The 22,521-nt window shown below is 60.5% G+C and carries 18 protein-coding genes; 9 read left to right on the top strand and 9 right to left on the bottom strand.

The window, feature by feature from the left end; all coding sequences use genetic code 11:
* Positions 1–26: 26 nt before the first annotated feature.
* The 3 genes from ROSERS_RS02085 to ROSERS_RS02075 are packed head-to-tail and all read right to left on the bottom strand — an operon-like array spanning position 27 to position 3,429.
* Entirely contained in the window at positions 27–1,511 is a 1,485-nt protein-coding gene (locus ROSERS_RS02085) for a sugar transferase (protein ID WP_011955190.1), read from the bottom strand.
* Entirely contained in the window at positions 1,508–2,686 is a 1,179-nt protein-coding gene (locus tag ROSERS_RS02080) for a glycosyltransferase family 4 protein (protein ID WP_041332773.1), read from the bottom strand. The genes ROSERS_RS02085 and ROSERS_RS02080 overlap by 4 nt, the downstream gene beginning before the upstream one ends.
* Positions 2,683–3,429 carry a class I SAM-dependent methyltransferase gene (locus ROSERS_RS02075; protein ID WP_011955188.1) on the bottom strand — a complete coding sequence of 249 codons (747 nt, stop codon included), beginning with the start codon at positions 3,427–3,429 and terminating at the stop codon, positions 2,683–2,685. The genes ROSERS_RS02080 and ROSERS_RS02075 overlap by 4 nt, the downstream gene beginning before the upstream one ends.
* 172 nt (positions 3,430–3,601) lie before the next feature.
* On the opposite strand from ROSERS_RS02075, the gene ROSERS_RS02070 reads away from it, so the two are divergent.
* Positions 3,602–4,900, top strand: coding sequence for a hypothetical protein (locus ROSERS_RS02070; RefSeq protein WP_011955187.1), 1,299 nt, complete (start codon positions 3,602–3,604; stop codon positions 4,898–4,900).
* A gap of 341 nt (positions 4,901–5,241) precedes the next feature.
* On the opposite strand, the gene ROSERS_RS02065 is transcribed toward ROSERS_RS02070, so the two are convergent.
* Complete coding sequence (locus ROSERS_RS02065) at positions 5,242–6,468, bottom strand: MFS transporter (protein ID WP_011955186.1); 1,227 nt, start codon at positions 6,466–6,468, stop codon at positions 5,242–5,244.
* 250 nt (positions 6,469–6,718) lie between these two features.
* Between ROSERS_RS02065 and ROSERS_RS25715 the strand changes: the two genes are divergently transcribed.
* Entirely contained in the window at positions 6,719–6,859 is a 141-nt protein-coding gene (locus ROSERS_RS25715; protein ID WP_157040929.1) for a hypothetical protein, read from the top strand.
* Between the two features lie 240 nt (positions 6,860–7,099).
* On the opposite strand, the gene ROSERS_RS02060 is transcribed toward ROSERS_RS25715, so the two are convergent.
* On the bottom strand, positions 7,100–8,395 hold the full coding sequence (locus ROSERS_RS02060) for a M16 family metallopeptidase (RefSeq protein WP_011955185.1): 1,296 nt from the start codon (positions 8,393–8,395) through the stop codon (positions 7,100–7,102).
* 150 nt (positions 8,396–8,545) lie between these two features.
* On the opposite strand from ROSERS_RS02060, the gene ROSERS_RS02055 reads away from it, so the two are divergent.
* From ROSERS_RS02055 to ROSERS_RS02045, 3 genes are all read left to right on the top strand, one after another.
* Positions 8,546–10,219, top strand: coding sequence for a hypothetical protein (locus ROSERS_RS02055; RefSeq protein ID WP_011955184.1), 1,674 nt, complete (start codon positions 8,546–8,548; stop codon positions 10,217–10,219).
* Between the two features lie 78 nt (positions 10,220–10,297).
* A complete protein-coding gene (locus ROSERS_RS02050; RefSeq protein ID WP_157040928.1) occupies positions 10,298–10,534 on the top strand; it encodes a hypothetical protein in 237 nt (78 codons plus the stop codon).
* 133 nt (positions 10,535–10,667) lie between these two features.
* Positions 10,668–12,716, top strand: a complete 2,049-nt coding sequence (locus ROSERS_RS02045) for a glycosyltransferase family 39 protein (RefSeq protein WP_011955182.1) — start codon at positions 10,668–10,670, stop codon at positions 12,714–12,716.
* Here ROSERS_RS02045 and ROSERS_RS02040 read toward each other — a convergent pair.
* Both ROSERS_RS02040 and ROSERS_RS02035 read right to left on the bottom strand, forming a co-directional pair.
* On the bottom strand, positions 12,703–13,569 hold the full coding sequence (locus ROSERS_RS02040; protein ID WP_011955181.1) for an acetyl-CoA carboxylase carboxyltransferase subunit alpha: 867 nt from the start codon (positions 13,567–13,569) through the stop codon (positions 12,703–12,705). The two genes, ROSERS_RS02045 and ROSERS_RS02040, sit on opposite strands and share 14 nt — an antisense overlap.
* An 8-nt stretch (positions 13,570–13,577) precedes the next feature.
* On the bottom strand, positions 13,578–14,480 hold the full coding sequence (locus tag ROSERS_RS02035; RefSeq protein ID WP_011955180.1) for an acetyl-CoA carboxylase carboxyltransferase subunit beta: 903 nt from the start codon (positions 14,478–14,480) through the stop codon (positions 13,578–13,580).
* Positions 14,481–14,697: 217 nt separating this feature from the next.
* On the opposite strand from ROSERS_RS02035, the gene ROSERS_RS02030 reads away from it, so the two are divergent.
* Positions 14,698–16,230: an SH3 domain-containing protein gene (locus ROSERS_RS02030; protein WP_011955179.1), complete on the top strand. Its 1,533-nt coding sequence runs from the start codon at positions 14,698–14,700 to the stop codon at positions 16,228–16,230.
* 239 nt (positions 16,231–16,469) lie between these two features.
* Here ROSERS_RS02030 and proC read toward each other — a convergent pair whose 3' ends face one another.
* The gene (gene proC / locus ROSERS_RS02025) at positions 16,470–17,288 is read right to left on the bottom strand and encodes a pyrroline-5-carboxylate reductase (RefSeq protein WP_011955178.1); all 819 of its coding nucleotides are present in this window, start codon (positions 17,286–17,288) and stop codon (positions 16,470–16,472) included.
* A gap of 53 nt (positions 17,289–17,341) precedes the next feature.
* The gene (gene glyA / locus ROSERS_RS02020; protein WP_011955177.1) at positions 17,342–18,652 is read right to left on the bottom strand and encodes a serine hydroxymethyltransferase; all 1,311 of its coding nucleotides are present in this window, start codon (positions 18,650–18,652) and stop codon (positions 17,342–17,344) included.
* Positions 18,653–18,864: 212 nt separating this feature from the next.
* Between glyA and ROSERS_RS02015 the strand changes: the two genes are divergently transcribed.
* The 3 genes from ROSERS_RS02015 to ROSERS_RS02005 all read left to right on the top strand — a co-directional run bounded on the left by ROSERS_RS02015 (position 18,865) and on the right by ROSERS_RS02005 (position 22,323).
* Positions 18,865–19,674 (top strand): SDR family NAD(P)-dependent oxidoreductase, encoded by an 810-nt coding sequence (locus ROSERS_RS02015; protein WP_011955176.1) that lies wholly within the window; start codon positions 18,865–18,867, stop codon positions 19,672–19,674.
* A 142-nt stretch (positions 19,675–19,816) separates the two neighbouring features.
* Positions 19,817–20,815 carry a type I glyceraldehyde-3-phosphate dehydrogenase gene (locus ROSERS_RS02010; protein ID WP_011955175.1) on the top strand — a complete coding sequence of 333 codons (999 nt, stop codon included), beginning with the start codon at positions 19,817–19,819 and terminating at the stop codon, positions 20,813–20,815.
* A 326-nt stretch (positions 20,816–21,141) separates the two neighbouring features.
* A complete protein-coding gene (locus ROSERS_RS02005) occupies positions 21,142–22,323 on the top strand; it encodes a glycosyltransferase family 2 protein (protein ID WP_011955174.1) in 1,182 nt (393 codons plus the stop codon).
* The last annotated feature ends 198 nt before the right edge of the window (positions 22,324–22,521 follow it).

The following is a 22,521-nucleotide window of genomic DNA, read 5'->3' as shown; positions in this document are numbered from 1 at the left end:
AGCGGTACTCTGGCTCTCTTGCAATGCTATTGACCTTTCATCAACAGCACAACGTAGACCGTTCGCGCCAGAATGAGCAGATCGAACCAGAACGACTGATGCTTCAGATAGTAAAGGTCGTACTGGAGTTTGGCAAGCGATGCTTCAATGCTATTGCCATAGCCATAGTTGATCTGCGCCCACCCTGTCAGCCCCGGTTTGATCGCCAGTCGCGCGCGGTAGAACGGAATAACGCGCTGCAACTGCTCGACAAACTCCGGTCGTTCGGGACGTGGTCCGACCAGACTCATCTCGCCACGCAGAACATTCAACGCCTGCGGTAGTTCATCAAGGCGGGTGCGCCGTAACCAGCGCCCAACGCGCGTCACACGCGAGTCGTCCTTCGATGCCCACTGCGCCTCGCCGTCCGGTTCGGCATCCTGAACCATCGAGCGAAACTTGAGCGCTGTAAAGATTCGTCCTCGCCAGCCAACACGCTGCTGCCGGTACAGGATGGGACCGGGCGTGTCAAGACGAATCGCAAGCGCAATGAATGGCAGCAGAACAAGCAGCAACCCAAACAGAACCAGACCGCCGACCAGATCGAGCATGCGTTTCAACACCGCCTCGGCAGTCCGTGTCGGACGTGATTGCAACGGCAGCGCCACATGCCACTGATTGCCAGCGTGTTCCACTGCAATCTTCCCGGTCAACCGTTCGTACAGCAGCGGCATCGGCGTAATAGCAACTCCGTGTTCATAGCAGTCGATCAAGAACTGGAGCAGTTCGCCGCTGACATCGCTGCTGGCAATCACAATCTCATCGACACGCTGATCCCAGACGACATCGCCGAGGCGGTCAACGCCGCCAAGCACCGGCACGCTGCCGATGCAGTCACAGGATGGAAGGGGGGCATCATCGACAAACCCGACAATCTCGTAGTATGGGGTGTGCCCCTTCAGAATAACATGCGACAGCGCCGAACCTGCCTGACCCGTTCCCAGGATCAGCAACCGACGTCGCGCGTGCGGTGCGCCCAGCACACGAATGTATGCCAGACGCCAGATCGCCATCGACGCGACCAGCAGCACAATCGCAAGCGCAGGCGCCAGGCGCAGTTGCGGCGTGCCAATTTCAATCGACGCAAGCATCCCGGTGACCGGCGCACGTGACAGTACGAAGAACAGCGCCAGATACGCGAACAGCAGCGCCAGACCGCCAAGCAGAATCCGGCGCACGCTCGGACCGATGCGTGCGACCAGACGCAGATTGTACATATCTGCGAGCATCAGCCAGAGGGGCCAGCCAATGCCGATCAGCGCCAACCAACTGAACTGCGATTGGATCAGAGCGACATTGAGCGCACGATCCGCCAGACGCGCCCAGAACCACAACGCTCCGAAGACGGCGAGCATGGTCAACGCCAGATCACCAACGCGCAGCAACAACCGACGCTCGGAAATCTCCAAGCGCAGATGGAATGACATCTCACACGGCTGTGTTGGATGGTTGAGAACGCTGCGACGACTCATGATATCTTTTTGCCTTGCTGAACGACCGCAACGAGATGTGCATTGATCGCTGCGGCCGAGCGTTCCCAGGTATAACGCTGTTCAACCAGCGCGCGTGCTGCCCGCGCCAACCGGCGGCGCAGCGCAGCATCGCGCAGCAGGCGCACGATTTGCGCTGCCATTTCAGCATCATCGTGCGCCAGAAGCACATGCTCGTCATGACGAACATCAAGCGAATCCAGTATGTGCGGCGTCGCCACAACTGGAGTACCGCTTGCCATTGCTTCAGCTACTTTAGTCTGAAAGCCTGAGCCACTGCGTAACGGCGCCACTGCGATTGTCGCGCGTTGCAGATAGTCCTGGATACGAGGCACGTGGCCAGTCACCTCAACACCCGGCAAACGCGCCAGTGCTCGTACGCGCTGCGGCGGATCGGCGCCAACGATCTGCAGGCGTGCCGTTGGCACCTCGTGCCGGACCAGGGGCAAGACGTTTGAAGCAAACGAAACTGCGGCGTCCGCATTGGGGAAGTATCCCATGCGGCCAGTCAAGACAATGAGATCGTTGAGACGTCCCTGTTCTACATAAGGAAACTGGGCCACGTCAACCCCACTGTTGACAACTCGAACGTTCGGTCCTAAGAATGCGCGATCACGAACTGCCGAGACGAACTGTACATCGCATATTTCGGAAAGGTACTGCTCGCATTCTGCCATCCGGCGCGCTTCAATATCGAACAACCAGTGCGTGATACCGCCCTGACAGCGGGCGCGGCGATACATATTCAGCGACAGCGCGTCGATAAAGTCGATTGCTTTCGGTAGATCCGGGACGGCGTCGACCACCGGCGCTACCCGTGCGGTATGCAGGTAGAGTAAGTCGAATGATTGGTGATGCGCCAGGTCGCGCACGGTGCGGATCAACGCTGGCGAACTGAACAGCGCTGTCTGCAATGGCAGCGTCTCAATACTATGCGACGCGACGCGCCACAGCGCCCGCCAGCGCGGTTCATGCACTGGAACCCACCGGTCACACATGTCGGCGATGGTGGCAGCGTCTGGCAGCTCTGGCGTCGCGGGTGTGACGAGGGTGATCTCGTGCCAGCGGCGCAGAACGCGCAGGAACTGACGCGCGCGCAGCCGGTCGCCCTGGATGAGCGGATCGGGGAAGCGTGGTGCAACAAAGAGGATGTTCATCGCCGCACCTCGCATACCGTCACCCATGCGTAACGGCGCAGTGCAGGCGCGAGGCGAAAGATGCGCTGATCAACGGCATTGAGCAGATGCAGCGCGCGTCGAAACAGCGCGCGACTGCCGACAGGCGCAAAAACGAACGCAGCCAGCGCCAGCAGATAAAACTCTCGATGCGATGCGCTGGCGAAAGGTTCGGCAAAAAAACGCAGGTCCGCCATACTGAGCGGTTTCTCGGTTGGCGTTCGTCGCCACGGCGTCAAACGCCGGAACAGGTTGAGCAGCGGATTGTGACTCAGCGGTTCCAGGAAAACGGCGCGCCCGCCCGGCTTGAGGATGCGCTGCACCTCCCGCCGTGTCACTGCCAGATCGGTATGGTGGAGCACCGAGTGACCAAACACATAGTCGAAGGTCGCATCGGCGAATCCCAGCGACTCGGCGCTCATCTGCTGAACTGCCACGCGATCGCCAAGACCGGCTGCGACAGCGCGCCGCTGTGTCACACTGGTCATACCCCCTGACAGATCGATGGCGACAACATAAGCGCCGGATCGCGCAAAATGCAAGGTATGCGCTCCTCTGCCGCACCCGAGGTCCAGAAGGACGCTGCCTTGCGGTCGTTCAATCAACGAATATGCGAAAGCATCTGCGGCATCGAGCGCCCCCCATGCATAAAAGTCGCTCCGCTCACGTGTCGCAACCCGGTCATGATACAGACGCTCAATCCGATGACGTGCAGTCGGGATCACGGTTACTATCGGCTCCTTCACACCTCTCATCGGCAGAGCGATTATATCACATCAACGGTCGTACTATCGTGTCATCGTCACGCATGTGTAACGAACGGAAGCCACTGCATTGCCGGGAGATGGGGTATGATGATTGTGATAGTTCTGAGCGTACAAACCTGTTAGCGTGTTCATGCGATCAATCCTTCTCATCCTCATCTCGACTCTCCTGGCGCTGATACCATCGTCTTCCGCCGGGTCTGGTGCGGCCACATCGACGATATATCTCCCGCTGGTAAGCGTGCCTGACACCCGCGTTCTGATTGGGTATGACCTGCGGACGAACCGCGGCGCACATGCGGAGCCGTTGTTACCGGCGCTCCCGGCGAGCTGGGCGCGCGCCGGTGATCTGGTCTGGGCGACAATCGAGCCGACACGCGGCGTTTATTCCTGGGAAGCGGCAGCGGCGCTGGAGGCAAATATCCGCCGTCTGCGCGCTGCTGGCATCGAGCCGATTGTCCTGGTGCAGATCGCGCCGCAGTGGGCGCGTCGTCTCCCTGGGCGAACGTGCAGCTCCGTAGCGCCTGAAGCCTACGCTGATCTGGCGCGCTTTGCTACTGCTGCCGCAACGCGTTACCGGAGCGGTGATCTGAATGTGCGATACTGGCAATTCTGGAATGAGCCGGATTTCACCCCGGCAATCAGCGACAATAACGGGAGCGGTTGCTGGAATACCGGTCAGGCGCCATGGTACGGCGGCGATGCGTATGGCGCTGCGCTGCGCGTGTTCGCCGACGCCATCCGGTCGGTCAATCCATCGGCGCAAATTATTGGCGGGAATTTCGCGCACTTCTGGCCCGATGACCGGCAAACCATCGGGTTTTTGCGCGGCATGATCGAGGGCAGCGGGCTGGCGTGCGACATGATCGGTTTCACCGGCTACACGTATTGGGGGAGCGCAGAGCGGATGACCTTGAAGGCACAGAGTCTCCGGCGTGCGCTGGCAACCTATGGTCTCCAACACATGCCGCTCGCCGCCATCGAGGTTGCTGAGGTATGCCCTGAAGGTCAACCCTGCCCAGAAATGTACCTGCAAATGCAGGCAAACTATGCCGCCCGCATCTATGCCCTGGCAATTGCAATGAACATGCGCGGCATTCTCTGGTATACGCTGCTGGAACAGGGAAGGGGTTTTCAGAACAGTCATCTGGCGGATCTCAGCAGTAGCGGCGTGACACCGCGACCGGCATTCTATGCCTACCGCAATGCCGCGCTCCTGCTGCGCGACGCGGTATACACCGGTCCGCCGCTTACCGATGTGCGGTTCGATCGGGACGGCATGGTGCAGACATTACGCTTTGCCGCACACGATGGGGCACACTCCATCTCTTCTGGCGACCCCGCGCCCCTGACGAAGTCGGGTGGGGTCTTGTGGTGCAACCCGGCGCACGGGCGATTTGCATTTCGCACCCGGAGCGTCCGACGCCGCTGACAGTCGATTGCTCGGATCACGATGGGGATGGACTGATCGGTTTCAACGTCAGCGACGCGCCGATCTTCATTCGTCTGGGACCGTAGCGCATTCTATTCTGGCAGAACAAACGCTCCACCGCTGTTTGTTCACCTTCCACGCTGTGTGCCTCAGAGCGAGGGCGTCCTGCCCTCGCTGGACAGCCAGGGACGCCATGCCCTTGTTCCCGTCAAGGGTCACGGCACTGCATGCAGGCGAGACGCCTGCGCACCCAGGCAGTGGCGAGGACGCGCACCGTTCCAGCACGCCAGGAACATTCATGGGACGCTCTGGCAAGAATGCATCCTGATCCATCGAGTTTGCTATGACGGATGCTGTGGCAATCGCACCGCGCCGAGCAGAACCCACGAACCTGCCACCAACCCAACCGCAAGACCCAACACCAGCGTTTCGGATGCTCCCACGCCGAGGAGCGCCGCCCCCATGAGCGGCGCCAGCATGCCACGCACTCCGATCGTGGCCGTTTGAAGCGCAGTATACTCCATCACATGCCCCCGTTTTGCCAGGTCGATAGCGCCGGTGGTGATCCCCAATTCGAAACCGCCCTGCATCAGACCCTGGCAGATGAATGCGGGCAGCAACATCCAGGCATGACCAGCCCAGATGTAGGTTAGCGGCACAAAGGCTGCCATGAGAATACTGAGGCGCAACACCCACAACGGTCCGTACCGGTCGAGCAGACGCCCCCACACGAAGAATCCTGCCAGCCAGCAGAGCGATTGCACCAGATTCAGATAGCCGATGGTTGTGTACGAGAGTTGGAGTTTCGTCACCTGCACCACCGGGTAGAGCGGGAGCGCCATCACAGCGCCAAACCCATAGATCGTCAGAACCAGCAGGTAGAGCGCAAAACGGCGGTCGTGGCGCACGATCGGCAGCAATGCACGAAGCGCTGGCGGACTCTCCGGTTCCGCAGCGCCGTCGATCGGACGAACGCGCGAGAAGATCAGGCTCGAAACAACGCCAAAGATTGCTGCCAGCGCAAAGAGGGGCGGATGTCCCGCCTGATCAAGCGCCCAACCCGCAATCGGCGTTGCGATCAGCACCACGATTGCGACGCCGATCCGCACGGTTGACATCGCGCGTCCACGGTGGCGCGGCGGGTAGATCTGCTGCATGATGCGCGCATATGCTGGTGATGGCAGTGCCTCGGCGATCCAGAACAGTGCGGCAAGCGCCAGCAACCAGGACGTGTTGCTCGACAGCGCCCCAAAAACGAGCACGCCGCGCCCGAATGACCAGGCGATCACCGAGAAGCGGATCGGCGCCACACGACGCAGCAGCATGAGACTGAGCGGCGACAGGGTCTGAGCGATATAACTGAAGACGACGTACAGCGCCAGTTCGAAGGGAGTGGCGCCCAAACGACGCAGAATAACCGGAAAGAATGTCAGACTGGCGGCAAAGAAGAGGCCATACCAGAACGAAGCCAGCAGTTCGATGCGAATATTGGCGCGGACATTCTCCGGAAAGGCGCCGATCAACCTGCGCTCGAACCACTGCGGGATACTGCGAAGGAACAGGTGCACAACGGCTCCAACGATTTCGACGACGTGACACTATCGTAGCGCGATTGATGAATGGCGTCAAACAGCAGGAAGGCGGCTGCAACAAAAACAGGCGGAAGCGCTCTGCTCCCGCCCGTTCGGCGAGTCGGCAACTGTACCCCCGATTCTGTTGTTCGCCGCCATCTCTCTCCGCGCACTGCGCGGGCCGCTCCTGGCCTGGCGGGTGTTGCCCGCCTTCACCGTCGCGGCTGCGATGTGAGCGAGCGCGGTGGTGATCACGCGACGTGCGTCGCTCCCACACGATAAGCCCGCCCCACACACCTTGCTCCCCATCGTCGGCGCAGTCGCCTGGCCGCCGGCATCGCTGCCGACGCCGGTGCGCTCTTACCGCACCCTTTCACCCCTTACCTGAGCTCGCGAAGGAGCCATCGGCGGGTCTGCTCTCTGTTGCCGTCTTGCGTCGCGCAGGCGTTACCCCCTGCGCGCCCCCGCTTGCTGTTTCGCGGGGCGACGTTCCGCCTTGCGGCGGGCGGGGAGTCGGGAAGTTCCTCTGGAGGATCGCTCCAGCGGCGGCTCGTTGCCGACTCTCGATTCCGTATCTATTGTAGCACATGCGACACATGCATGGAAAACGGATGAGCGGTAGCGCGGTTCACGGAGAATGCTCCACGGTGAGCAGGCGCTCAAGATTGGCGGTATCATCATACGGACCAATGACTGCCAGGTGCAGATGGTCGTCACGCAGCACCCGTTGGGCAACGCGCAGCACATCGTCACGCGATACGGCTTCAACCTCGGCAACAACCTGTTCAATGGGAATAACGCGCCCATAGCGCAGTTGATGCGACCCGTTGCGCGACGCAATCGCCCAGGTATCCTCCAGCGAAAGGAGAATGCCCCCTTTGACCTGCTCCTTCACCTGCGCCAGTTCTTCAGCAGTGATCCCTTCGACTCGCGCGCGGCGCAATTCTGTCATCACCGTCGCAATGCACTCATCTACACACTGCGGTTCCACACTGCCGAAGATGACCCACTTCCCCGTATCGTGGTATTCGCGGCTGTAACTGCCAATGTTGTACGCCAACCCTCGCTCTTCGCGGATCTCCTGGAACAGGCGGGAAGATGCGCCGCCGCCGATCACCGTATCGAAGACCAGCAACGCGCGACGATCCGGGTCGTTGTGGGATATGCCGCGGAAACCGATGCAGAAATTGCCCTGCTCATTGTCGTCGCTGCGCAACGTTACCGCCGGACCAGGGCGCGGCGGTTGGCTGGGCAGCAACATTGCCGGCGAGCCTTCCGGCAGCGCGTCGAAGGCGACCGCCACCGCATCGAGTGCACGCTGCACATCGACATGCCCGGCGATCGAAATGACTATATTCCGTTTAGTGTAATGCGCCCGCCAGAACGAAACGATCTGTTCGGCACGGAACGCCGCGATTGTCTCTTCACTGCCGGCGATGTCGCGTCCCAGCGGCTGGTCGCCCCACATAGCAGCATCAAGAACCAGATGCACCAGTTCCGAAGGCGTGTCTTCGGTCTGATGCAGTTCCTCGGCGATCACGCGCCGCTCTTTTTCGATGTCGAGCGGATCGAAGCGCGGAGCGATCAGCATATCCGCGAGCACATCTATCGCGCGGTCGAAATAGATATCGGCGACTTTGGCGTAGTAGACCGTCGACTCGAAACTGGTATAGGCATCCAGCGTGCCGCCGACACCCTCGATGGCATCGGCGATCAACTTGGGCGATGGTCGGCGCTGTGTGCCTTTGAAGAGCATATGCTCGATAAAGTGCGCAATGCCGCTCTCATGGCGCGCTTCATGACCAGCGCCGACGCTTACGAAGCAACCGACCGATACCGAGTGCGCATATGGCAACGCCTCGATCAGCACACGCAAGCCGCCGGGCAGCGTGTAGAGTTGTGGCGGTGGCGGATAGTCTGGCATACCGCCAATTATACACCGTAATGTGGTCTTAACAAACGTTCACGTTCACAGAAGAAATTGAAAAGGGACGGTCATCCTGTATTGATACTATCATCAGCGGGATGCCACGCCGCATCATGAAATCCAGTCTTGAGAGACAGGTCGATGCCCATGCTTCACACGCATGAACGTCCAGAGATGCTGACGCTCACTGTCGAGCACAGTGACGACATTCCGCTCCTCATTGCCCACATGCGACGTATGGGCATTCCGCATATCCTCGACCGGCATATTCCTATCCGCGCCTACTGGGGCAACCTCACCTCCGGCTGGACTGCTGTCGTCTGGTTGACCCACATCCTGTCGTGCGGCGATCATAAAGCCAGTACGATTCAACAGTGGGTATCGAGCCGCCTGGGGACGCTTCATTGGTGCATTGGCAGTGAGGTTACTCCCATTGATGTCGATATTGATCGGCTTCACGATCTCCTGATCGGACTCAGCCGCGATCATCAGTGGCAGGCGATTGAGCACGATCTCAATCGCTATGTCCTCGAGACATGGATGTCGGAAATTGAGCAGATTCATGTGCGCATCTATGAAGGTCGGGTGTGGCACATCTCGCCGAACGGCTTGTTCCTGGTTAATCAGCCCCATCTCTGGCGCGCCAGGATGTCACGGCAACCAATGGCGCTGGCAATGCTCGACCCGCTGAATATGCCGCTCGTGCTGTACTCCTTCTCACAAGAGTGCACGCACCCTGCGTCGTTCTACGATCTCGTGGAACGGATAAGTCAGAACCTGCCGCCACGACGATACCGGTTCACCGGCGACGCACTCACAGCAGTTGAATTCCGCGGCGCGATCCATCAGCACAACCACGAGTATCTCTGCCTGCTGCCGGATTCGCTGTCTGCTCCGGATGCCCCGCTTGATGGCGCTCGACCAGCATGCCGCTTGCCAGCGGACGATCATGATCCGCTTGCCTCTTCTTCCAGCGATGGCGTCGAATGGTTGACCCCGATGCGCGTCAATCTCAACGGCAGCCCCATTGTCTGGAACGAGCGACGGATCGCCATCCGTTCACCAAACCATGCACGTATCTCGGAGGAAGCGTTGCGCGCACGCCTGACACGCGCACAGGCGGCATTGCTGGCGCTTGGCGAGCGCAAACGCGGCAAGCGTCGTCCCCGTACCATCGAAGCTCTGCGCGAAGCTGCCCATGCCATTCTCGACAGTTATCAGGTGCATGGGCTTCTGCACCTGGACTTCGATGAGCAGATCGAGGAGCGTATGGTGCGCCGGTATCGAGGGCGACCAACCGGCGTGCGCGTTGAGCGCGATGTGCGTATGAACGTGTCGGTCAATACCGATGCGCTGAGTCGGGCGGTGCACAGCCTGGGGTGGCAGGTATTCGGTTCCAATATCACCCCGCCGGAACCTGCCAGGGATCACATGCTCTCACTGACCCTGCCTGCCGCATCAGGTTTCGAGCGCCTGCACGGGCGTCCGATCTCGCTGGCGCCGCACGACGTGCATTCGCCAGAACTGGAAACCGGGCTGATACGCCTGCTCTCACTGGGGTTGCGCACGCTTGCCTCGCTCGAAGCCATCGCGCGCCGCCGCTTGATCGAGGAAGGCGTGTTTACCCTCTCCGCCAACCAGGACAACGGACGAAGTGCATCGCGGATCACCGGCGAGCGCCTGCTCGATGCTTTTCGTGATATGACCTTCGCCCCCAACTTCCATCACGATCCTTCCAGCATGACGCCGCTGTCGCCGCTGCAACAGCGAGTACTGCACCTGCTGGCGCTGCCGTTGGAAATCTATCAACCAAAAAGATGACACGCTGCGGTTCTCTCCACGAAATTATGGTACTATATGCCATGGAAGGAGTTGAGGGGGAGAATGCGGAGTGGTGTCATGAACACATTTGATCGTATCTGGACTGTGCTCGCCATTCTGCTGACGGCGCTGCCGTTTGTCGCGTTGGGGTTCGAACTTGCCAAAAGCGAGTCGCTCCTTACCATCGCGGTGTTTGTTGCTATGGCTGTGCTTCTCTTCGGCACACTGATTGTCGGGATGCGCGTGAAAGCCGAACCTTCCGGCGAACCGCGCAAAACCGATGAAGAGACCTCAACTGTGCGCTCTTCCCGTTAAGGTACACCGGTCGTCGTTGTTCGTCTCATTCCTCATTTCAGGATGACACGCCAGAACCGTCGTTACTCGTGGTGCGAGATTGCTTCTGCGCCTCCAGGGTATCGTGACGACGAGCCTTACTCAAGGAGGGCTTGTGACAGGTCCTGGTCAGGTCCTGCGTCGGGCGGTGACGCCGGTTGCACTCTTTGTTCTGGCAATGGCGGCGCGCTGGCCCAATGGACGTTTTCTCACCGTTGATGAAGCCTACCACTGGATATCGCTCTCCCGGCGATTCGCAACCGCAGTTGCTACCGGCAACTTCGCCGACACCTTCTACTTCGGGCATCCGGCAGTCACAACGCTGTGGCTTGGCGCTCTGGGGCACACGATCTACCAGGTTCTGACCGTACTCGAAATCATCCAGGAACACCCGGCGACCTTCTACACCGTCATGCGGTTACCGGCTGCCACGATTACGGCGCTTGCGCTCGCGCTGGCGTACCCGCTCCTGGAGCGCCTGACCGGTCGAACCATTGCGCTTCTGGCGGCGCTGCTCTGGATCGGCGAGCCGTTTCTGGTCGCTCACTCGCAACTGTTCCATATGGATGCAACCCTGACGTCCCTGATGACGCTCAGCCTGCTGCTGATGCTGGTGGCGCTCCAGAGCAACACACGCAGTTTCGTCCACTCGCCGTGGTGGATCGCCAGCGGTCTCGTCGCCGGTCTGGGGTTGCTGACCAAATCACCCGCGCTGCTGCTGGCGCCGCTGGCGGGGTTGGTTGTGCTCATCGGGCAGGGGCTGCCATCGACGCTAACCGTTCGCTCTGCGGTTATAACAATGGTGCGTTGCATCCCGCCCCTGGCAGTGTGGTGCGGCATGGCAGCGCTCGTCTGGATCGCGCTCTGGCCCGCCATGTGGGTGCGACCGCTCGCGACGACCTGGGGTGTTGTGAGCGAGATTCTCTTCGATGGCGGAGCGCCGCACCCGTGGGGGAACTTCTTCTTCGGTCGCGCCGTCGCCGATCCGGGACCGCTCTTCTACCTGGTGGCGATACCGTTCCGCCTGGCGCCGTGGACGCTGATCGGCGTGCTGATCTGGATCAGCTTTATTGTGCGCGATGGGAAAGACGCCTGGAAGGATGCGAGTCGTCCCTTGCTGCTGCTGGCGGTGTTTGTCGTTCTTTTCGTTGCAGCGATCAGTGTTATGGCGAAGAAATTCGACCGCTATGCGCTGCCGGTCTTTCCTGCGCTGACAATCCTGGCGGCTGCCGGGTTCTCCCGTGGATACGATTTTCTGAGCAAGCGGGGGATCATCGATGCCCTCAGACGTTTCGGCGCCGCGCATCCGTGGCAGTCGGCAGGGTATGTGCTGGTGGTAACGGCAGTGATCACCAATCTGATCTGGTACCACCCCTATTATCTGGCGTACTACAACCCGCTGCTCGGCGGCGGTGCAGTAGCCAGACAGGTGTTGCCGATTGGTTGGGGTGAGGGGCTGGAACTTGCGGCTGCATTTATCGCTGCGCAGCCAGACGGCAGGGATCGCCCGATCGCCGTGTTCTACCAGGCTGTCCTGAGTCCGTTTGCGCCAGCAGGGGTTGCGCCGCTCCAGGCCATTCAAAACCCGCTGCGCGTCGATTATGCGGTCGCGTATATCGACCAGATCCAGCGCAACACGCGACCAGAACTGCACGCTCCACTGCGGCGTCTCAAGCCGATCCACATCGTCCGGATTCACGGCATTGACTATGCCTACATCTATCAGGTTCCGCCACCGGTCACTGAGGTGCCGGATACAGATTTCGGCGATATGGTTCGCCTCCACGGATACAACCTCGATACATCCGCCATCGGCGCATCCGGGGCGTTGACGATCACACTGGTGTGGCAGGCGCTTGCACAATCCGACCGTGACTATATGATCTTTGTGCATATGATGAACGACGCGGGCAAACGTGTTGCGCAGGTGGATGTTCCGTTGGGAACGGAACACTGGCGCCCGCAATCATGGCAACCGGGCAGGCACGTTTCGATGGTGCAGCATTTTCCGCTGCCGCCCGATCTCCCTGCCGGAACCTATCGCCTTGCGATTGGCGTCTACGATCCGCAGACCTTCTCCCGATTGCCATTGCGAACCAATGGGGAGCGGGCTGACGATGCCGGGCAGGATGCGCTGCTTCTGACCCGCGTTACGATCCCTTGAAGGGAAGCGGCGGAACGGTGGCAGGCATGTTCGGCATTGGTTGGCTTTCCTGAAAGCGTCCGATAGCGCGGTATCTGGCGTAGCGGCGCTGCAACAGGACATCGATCGGCAGCCCGACCAGTGCATCGAGCGCTGCACGCAGCGCTGCCCCCACTGCCTCCGCTGCGGCGGCGGCATCGGTGTGCGCACCGCCCTCTGGCTCGGGAATGATCGCATCCGCGATCCCCAGGTCGTACTGGTCCTGCGCCGTAATGCGCATTGCGCTTGCCGCTTCCGGCGCTTTGCCTGCGTCGCGCCAGAGAATCGACGCTGCCGCTTCTGGCGCTGCCACGGAGTAGATTGCGTGTTCGAGCATCAGGAGCCGATCGGCGACGCCAAGCGCCAGCGCGCCGCCGCTCCCCCCCTCGCCGATCACACATGCAACGATCGGGACGCGCAACCCGGCGAGCGCCAGAATGTTTTCCGCAATAGCATTCCCCTGACCGCGCTCCTCGGATTCCATGCTCGGATCGGCGCCTGGCGTATCGATGAAGCAGATCAGCGGAAAGCCAAACTTTTCGGCGTGGCGAAAGAGGCGCAGCGCTTTGCGATACCCTTCCGGGCGCGCCATACCAAAGTTGCGCCGCACATTCTCGCGCGCGTCGCTCCCTTTCTGATGCCCCACGATCATGACCGTGCGGTCGGCGAAGCGCGCCGGTCCGCCAATGATCGCCGGATCGTCGCCGTAGCGACGATCACCGTGGAGTTCGATAAAATCGTCGCACAGGGCGCGCACATAATCGAGCGTATGCGGACGGCGCGGGTGACGCGCCAGTTGCACCCTGTCCCATGGCGTCAAGGCTGGCGTTTTCATTGGAACGATCATCCCTGGACGTGCGTCAGCGCCGGAACATGCTGCGCTGCTGACGTGTGTGCAAACGCATCACGATACAATCGCAGGAGGGTTGACAGGACGCCCCGCAGTTCACTACGCGGCGTCACCATATCGATCATGCCGTGATCCAGCAGGAATTCGGCGGTCTGAAAGTGGACCGGCAGTTTCTGGCGGATCGTCTGCTCGATGACCCGTCGCCCGGCAAAGCCGACTCGCGCGCCAGGTTCGGCGATGATCACATCGGCGACCGAGGTGTACGACGCCAGCACGCCGCCATAGCATGGATCAACCAGCAGAGCGATATGGGGTTGACCGGCGGCGGCAAGGCGCGTTAGCGCCATGTTGACCTTCGCCATCTGGAGGAGCGCCAGCGTGCCTTCTTCCTGCCGTGCACCGCCACTGGCGTTGATCGTCAAAAGCGGGAGGCGCGCATCGGCGGCGCGCTCGATCACGCGCGCCAGGCGCTCGCCATAGGCGCTTCCCATCGAGCCACCGATAAACTCGAATTCGGTGACTGCCAGGCATAGCAGCATCCCGTTGATCGCTCCGCTGCTGGTGATCAGCGCATCGTTCAGGCCAGTCTGCTGCCGACTTTCGATCAATTTCTGCTCGTAGACATGACGTGGCGACACGAATCCCAGCGCATCGACCGACGCCAGGGCAGCATCGAACTCGACGAACGACCCGTCATCGAGCAATCCAAGCCACTCACGCGCGGTCAGACGCATGTGATAGCCGCATTTGCAGACTTTCAGATTGTCACTGAACTGCCGGGTATAGATCAGGTCGCCGCAGGACGGGCATTTGACCCACATATTGTCGGGGATCGCCTGATTCTCGATGCGCGCTGCCGTAAAACGCTTTGGCGCGCGACGAAACAGGTCTTTCATACTGCGCCCCCTGAATTCTTCGTACCTGTCGTCACGTGATTATAGCACACCTCCTGCATTTTACACTCTGACGGGAAGATATATGGTTTCGCAACATCGGTATCGCATGCATCGCTTGCATCTTGCACCAGGTTGTCATATGATAGCCGCATGACAAAGACGAGAAGAAATGGTGTCAGGTATACGTCGGTATTGATCGAAAGGACCTGGACGCTCAATGTCGCCTGAGATCATTGCACTGTTGGTTGGGGCAGTGCTGATAGCGGCAGTTGTGTTGATCATTGTGCGACGACGACGCGCTGCCCGACCAGATGACCTGCCGTTGCCCGATATTGCCGGGATCGGTGAGTCCATCGATTACACATCGCTGCCCGAGGAGGCGCCGCGCAGCCTGGGCGAGCGTTTCCGTGCGGCGCCGCCAGCGATCAAGGCGCTGGTTCTTCTCGCACCGGTCGTACTTATCGGCGTCATTGTCGTGCTGCTGCTGACGTTTGGCGGGTCAGGCGGTTCCAATGTAACGCCAACCCCCGTGCCGCCACAGCCGCGCCTGGTGGTCGAGCGCGCCGAGGTGGTTGGCGCCGGAAAAATCGTGGTGGTCGTCCAGACTGAAAACCTGCCAGCGGGAACAACGCTGACTGCGCTCATGCGTGAAGATGGTCAGGAGTTTCCCTGGTTCAACCCTGAAACTGCGCTGGCGCAACCCGATCCGCTGAGCGGCGCAGCGCAGATCGTGCTCGACCGCCGTGCCAACGCGCCAACCCCGCGTCAGGATGCGACCTATACGGTCATTGCCATCGCTTCGGATCAAAGCGGTGAAATCGCCCGATCCGATCCTGCGACGCTCGATGTACTGCGCCCCTTCGTCAATGATTTCTACGCCATTGCGGCGGAACCGACCGTTGCGCCAGCGCTTACGCCAACCGCTACCCAACCACCTGCAACGCCGGAACCATCGCCGACTGTGGTTGAGGCAACCCGCGAATTGACCGGAACCGCCACGATTGCCGGCAACATCCGGCGTGAACCCAACCGTGAAGCGGAAGTTCTGGGGCGCCTCGCGCTGGGAGAAGTCGTGACCCTGATCGAACGCAGCATCGACGGCGAATGGTACCGTGTCACGACATCGGAAGGGCTGAGTGGTTGGGTCAGCCGCACGCTGCTGGTAGTCGATCAGAACCTGGCAGCGCAACTGCCGGTCGCCACGCCGACCGATCTGCGCAAGGCAGCGGTATTCAACGGCGGCAATGTGCGCACCAGCCCCAGTTTACGCGGCCTGGTCATCGATCAGATCAATGCGGGCGAGAGCGTCTTCCTGCTGGCGCGAAACGCGGATAGTACGTGGCTGAAGATCATCAACGAACGGAAGATGACCGGATGGGTCAGTCGCACGCTGCTGACGATTGCGCCTGATGACCTGCGACGTCTTCCGGTGTCGAACGAGACGGTTCCGACGCCGCTCCCTGCCACGGTTGCCGCGCTCCCGCCACCGCCGACTCCCAATGCGACGGTTCCGCCTGCGACCGGGTTGACCGCCATCGTGTTCAATGGCGGTAATGTGCGCGCCGCTCCAAATCTCCAGGGGCAGGTGCTCGATCAGATCAATGCACGTGAGACAGTGCAACTATTGTCGAAGACGCCCGACGGCAACTGGTATCGGATCACGAACGTTCGCGGCGTCACTGGTTGGGTCAATCGCACCCTGCTGACGGTTGATCCCGATGTGGCGCGGCGGGTTCCTGTGGGGCAGTAATCCTGGGTGCATAAATGACTTTGCTGCAAAAACGCACCGCAGAGACGCCGGGGGTGCAGAGAATTTCAAAAACGAAAGGTATGCGCGGCAAAGCATGATGCGTTGGAGCGACTCGCTATGGCATCTTCCTCTGCGAACGCCGCGTCTCTGCGGTGACATACCCTTTTTGCAGCGGACTCATAAAAACGCTCCCGCTTGTTTCGCAGCCGGCGGGAGCGTTCGTTGATCAAGCGTCGCGCTCACATCATTTTTCCGAGTTCGGCGGATCGACGGTATGCCGCCCAGATAGCATCGGAGAGGACGGTACGCAACCCGCCGCGCTCCAGTTCGTAGAGCGCGGCAGCGGTTGTACCGCCCGGCGACGTGACGCCGTTGCGCAGTTCGGCGGGATGCCGCCGGCTCTGCATGGCATAATGCACCGAACCGAGCATGGTCTGCAACACGAGTTCTTCCGCCATGTAGCGCGGCAACCCCAGGTGGACGCCCGCGTCGATCATTGCTTCCAGCACCATAAAGATATAGGCGGGACCGGTGCCGTTGATGGCGGTCGCCATATCAAGATATGTTTCATCGTCAACGAACATCTGGCGCCCGAAGGAGCCAAGGATTGCGCGCGCCCAACCACGCTGCTCCTCACTGACGGCGGACGATGCCGTCCAGACGGTCATCCCTTCGCCGATCTGCGCTGGCGTGTTGGGCATGGCGCGCACCACAGCGCCATGCGCCAGCCCCTGAACATAGGTGCGGATCGGAACACCGGCAGCAATCGATATCACCAGTTCCCCTTCCCTCAAAGCGCCGCGTAGTTCGGGCATCAGTTTGGAAACCGTTTGCGGTTTGACGGCAAAGATCGCCACCTGCGCCCAGTGCGCCGCTTCCAGGTTATCATCGGTGACGCGCACGCCATACCGCTGCTCGATCTCTTCACGTCGTTCGGCGCGCGGTTCGGTGGCAACGATTTGATCGGCAGCGATCAGATTCTGTTTCAGTAAGCCGCTGATCATGGCTTCGCCCATGACCCCGGCGCCGATCACTGCAATGCGCAAATGATGCAGCATAGACGCTCCTGTCCTCATCTCTTCAAACGTACCCGGAAGGCGCCGCGTGCGGATCAGGTGGACGGTTCCAGACCAGGCACGGGAAAGCGCGCACAGAGCGCCATCACCTCTTCGCGCACGCGATTGATCACATGATCATCATTGATGTGCGTGATAACATCATCGATCAGCGCGGCGATCTGTTCCATCTCCGGCTCTTTCATGCCACGCGTTGTCAGGGCGGGCGTTCCCAACCGAATGCCGCTGGTGATCAGCGGTGATTTGTCATCGTTCGGCACAGCATTCTTATTGGTCGTAATCGCCGCCCGATCAAGCGCCTCCTGCGCCGCTTTGCCGCTGACCGCCTTGTTGCGCAGATCGATCAGCATCAGGTGATTGTCGGTACCGCCGGAGAGCACGTGATACCCTCGCGCGATCAGCGCATTCGCCAGCGTCTGCGCGTTGCGGATCACCTGGCGTGCGTAGGTCTCGAATTCGGGTTGCAGGTTTTCGCCAAATCCAACCGCCTTGGCAGCGATGACGTGCATCAACGGGCCGCCCTGAACACCGGGGATGACCATTTTGTCGAGCAGTTCCGACATCATCAGGGTGCGACCGCTCTTCGCCGCTTTCAACCCAAACGGGTTCTCGAAATCCTCTCCCATCAGGATGATGCCGCCGCGCGGTCCGCGCAGTGTCTTATGGGTGGTCGATGTCACGACATGCGCATACTTGATGGGGCTGGGCAGCAACCCTTTGGCGATCAACCCCGCCGGATGCGCAATGTCGGCGAAGAGGAATGCGCCGACATCATCGGCGATCTGGCGAAATACGGCATAGTCGATGGCGCGCGAATAGGCGCTTGCGCCGACCGTGATCATCTTCGGGCGCTCGCGGTGCGCAATCTCGGCGACCTGCTCATAATCGATGCGCTCGGTCTTCGGGTCGATGCCGTATGCCACGAAGGTGTACAACTGACCCGAAAAGTTCACCGGCGATCCATGGGTCAGGTGCCCGCCGTGCGCCAGGTTCATGCCGAGCACTTTATCGCCGGGACGCAGGAACGTGAAATAAACCGCCATATTCGCCTGTGATCCGGAGTGCGGCTGGACGTTGGCATACGCCGCGCCGAACAACTCCTTGACCCGCTCACGCGCCAGGTCTTCCACCTGATCGACCCATTCACATCCGCCATAGTAGCGTGCGCCCGGGTACCCTTCGGCATATTTGTTCGTCAGCGCCGAACCCTGCGCTTCCATCACAGCGCGGCTGGCATAATTCTCGCTGGCGATCAGTTCCAATCCGTCGCGCTGGCGGCGCATTTCGCCATCGATGATGCGCGCCACTGCCGGATCGCTGCGCCAGAGCGTCTGAAGCGTAGACATGGACAGAACTCCTTCCGGGATTGTCGCTGTCTGCAATGCAAACAGCACCAACGTGCGCGGCAAACGGAGGTTGCGAAAACCCCTGGCGTGCTGCATTCGACGCCGCCTCGACGAACGAACACGCCGCCTGCCGGATTCACCTGCACCGGGTCGCCAGAACCCTCCGATAACTTTCACATTATACTGTATCGGCAAACGGTATGAGGTGAACAATGGTTTATCTTCAACAGAAGCATGTTCTGATCACCGGCGCGTCCTACGGGATCGGCGCTGCGACGGCACGGGCGTTTGGGCGGCGCGGAGCGCACGTGGCGCTGCTGGCGCGCACGCAGACGGCGCTGGAAGATGTGGCGCGCGACATTCGCGCAGCCGGAGGCGCGGCATCGGTGTATCCTGTCGATCTGACCGATGCACAGGCGGTCAATGCGGTTGCGCAACGGGTGATGGCCGACCTCGGTCCCCCCGACATCCTGCTGAGCAATGCTGGCGCCGGACGCTGGCTCTTCATCGAAGAGACGACGCCGGAAGAGGCGGTTGCCATGATGGCAATGCCCTACTTTGCTGCATTCTTCATCACGCGCGCGTTCTTGCCCGCCATGCGCGCCCGCAATCGCGGATGTCTGGCATATGTCAACTCACCTGCCTCGCTCGTGGCATGGCCCGGCGCGGCAACGTACACCGCCGCGCGCTGGGCGCTCCGTGGGTTTGTCGAAGCGCTGCGCGCCGAAGTGTACGGTACCGGGCTACGGGTAACCGCGATCATTCCGGGGCTGGTGGCAACCACCTATTTCGAGCACAACCCCGGCGTGCTGGATCGGGTGCCGGGTCTGGCGCGTCGCCTGCTGCGCCCGCTCACCGCAGAACAGGCGGCAGACGCGATTGTGCGCGGCATTGCGCATGGCGAGCGCGAGATCGTGCTGCCGCGGATGCTGCGCCTGCTCTATGCCGCACACGCCGTCGCCCCCGGTCTGGTGCGATGGCTGACCATCCGAACCGGCGCTCGACGACCTTCCGGCGCCTGAATGCCGGTGATGGTGAATGAATGCGATCTTCACGGCATGAGGTCATAACCAAGCGAGAAGTGAATATAATGTATACTAACAGTTGGACGCGCGCACAACACATTTGCGCGCTCACAAAGTGAGAGACAGAAAGGGGATCAGTATGGCTCGAATCGCAATCCACGGTTTCGGTCGCATTGGACGCTCGTTGTTGAGAGTCGCTCTGAAGGAAAACCTCTGGACCCCCGTTTCGATCTCCGATATTCGCGACGTGCCAACCTTTGCTGCCTTGTTTGAGGTGGACTCGAACTATGGGCGCTGGCACGAAGAGGTGATTGCGCGCGACAACATGTTCGTGATTGGCGGGCGCGAGATTCCGTATTTCAACTCATTGAACGAACTGCCCGACTGGGCGGCGCTGGGGGTCGATCTGGTCGTTGACTGCACCGGTCGCGCAACGGTGCGCAATGTAGCGCAGCAGCATCTGGATCGCGGCGCGAAGCGCGTGCTCATCAGCGCACCCAGCAAGTCGCTCCAGGACTGCGATGCCGTTCTGCTGGCAGGCATCAACCTTGATACGTTCGACCCCGAAAAGCACAAGATTGTCAGCATGGCGAGTTGCACCACCAATGCGCTGGCGCCGGTCGTCAAAGTGGTGCTGGAGAACTTTGGCATCCACCATGGTTTGTTCTCGACGGTTCACGCATACACCAACACCCAGTCGCTCACCGACCAACCGATGAAAGATCGGCGTGATTCGTGGGCTGCGACCGAGAACATTATTCCTTCATCGTCGGGCGCAGCGCGTGCGTTGCAGTTCATCTGGAAAGACTTGAAGATCACCGGCAAAGCGTACCGGGTTCCGGTGCGCACCGGCAGCATCGCCGAGTTGAACCTGGTGACCGAGAAGCCGGTGACGGTGCAGTCGGTCAACGACGCCTTCCGCAAGGCAGCATCTGAGCCACCGCTCAAGGGCATCATGGGGGTGCTCGAAGATGAATGGGCATCGTCGCGCATCGTCGGCGACCCGCACTCATCGATCGTCGATCTGCCGCTGACCCAGGTGATGGGCGATACGTTCCTGTCCGTCGCTGCCTGGTACGACAACGAGATGGGGTATGCGACGCGCCTCGCCGAAGTCGCTGCGCGCATCGCCGTCTAGCCCGGGTTATGTTCCGTGTCGGCGGTCGTCTGCCTGGTGCGAGGTGTGCGACCGCCGGCATCTCCTGTATCTCTTGATAGTTGCTCTGTGGCAGGCGAAGGCGACGTCTTCGCCTGTTCTTCCCCGATGCGTGCATCTGTCGAACTGCCAGTCTTCCTCTACCACCTGCGAACCGCAGCGCCGACTACCCATCCACGTCGGACGAAGGAGCGGTAGTATAATGAGACGGTGCTGAAAAGCGAAAGATAGTGGTCGCCTGAGCGACAGTCTTCACTCCCCGACATATTGCCCTGCCCGCACAGGTACGCACAGAGGGAGCAGTCCCAGTGTTCGACGTTCACCAGATCGATGTTTCGCCGTGGCTGCTGCTGACGCTTGTCAGCGTGCTCCTCGCACTCTGGTATGTCCAGGATGTGATCGCTGCGTTTCGCACCCCACGGCTCGATCCGCATCCCGGCCTTCCTGACGACGGTCCGCTGGTGACGGTCATCATTCCTGCCCGGAACGAAGCAACGCGCATTGGCGCGTGCCTCGAAGGACTAGCGCAGCAGTCGTACCGCCGTTTCGAGGTGATCGTCGTCGATGATGATTCGCACGATGGCACTGCCGATGTGGTGCGCACCTACACAGCATGTCTTCCATCACTGACGGTTCTGTCATCCAAAACGCTGCCGCACGACTGGGCTGGCAAGTGCTGGGCATGCTGGCAGGGTGCAAACCATGCGCACGGTGCATGGCTGCTGTTTCTTGATGCCGACGTCGTGCCGCGTCCGGCTTTGATCGCTGCGCTTGTCGAACGCGCACGCGCCGGACGTGACATGATCACGCTGGTGCCGCTCATTCACCTGACGTCGTTCGCCGAGCGTCTGGTTCTACCGCCGTTCATCGGGTTGATATCGGCTATTTACCCGTTCGACCGGGTGAACGATCCGTCATCGCCGCTGGCATTTGCGATTGGTCAGTGCATTATGATGCGCCGTGAAACCTACGCTGCGATCGGCGGTCATCGCGCAGTGCGTGGGAGCGTGCTCGAAGATATGGATCTGGCGCGGTTGGTGAAGCAGTCCGGATATGCGCTTGAAGCGGCGCACGCACCCGATCTGCTGGAAGTGCGGATGTACAACGGATGGAGCACCCTTTCCGAAGGATTGAAGAAGAATGCAGTTGCCGGTTACCGCAGCGGCGGAACACGTTCCGGGTTGATGGGGTTACGCCTGGGGTTGATGGCGACGATGCCATGGAACATGCTTGCGGCACGTTTTGCGTTGACGCTCCTTAGCGGTGATCCGGCGCTGGCGCAGGCGCTTGCGCTGGCAGGCGTCGCACTGCTGCTGATCGGCGCGATCTGCTGGGGGATCGTTCTTCGTTATCGCTTCCGTATCTCGCCGTTATGGGGCGTGCTCTACGGTGTGGGAACAGCCGTCTATTTCGCGCTCGCTGCGCAGGCGCTGCGCCAGATCCGCAGCGGCAAGGGAGTGGTATGGAAGGGGCGTATGTTCTTGCGCTGATGGTTTTGTAGCAGTTCTCAGATACGTTGACCCTTGTCTGGATCTGCCGTGTCGCGTGAGACGCCCGCTTCCAGCAAAGTGTTCGATCTCTGTGAGAACTACAATATGCCGAAATAAATTTCGGCGTACTTCTCTCGTAGACCGAAATTATGGTCTTTGAATAAATAATCCGGTAGAGCCCGCGCAGGCGGGCTTTGC

Origin of the sequence: Roseiflexus sp. RS-1, assembly GCF_000016665.1 — a bacterium.
GTDB lineage: Bacteria > Chloroflexota > Chloroflexia > Chloroflexales > Roseiflexaceae > Roseiflexus.
This window is presented reverse-complemented; position numbering and strand designations above follow the sequence as displayed.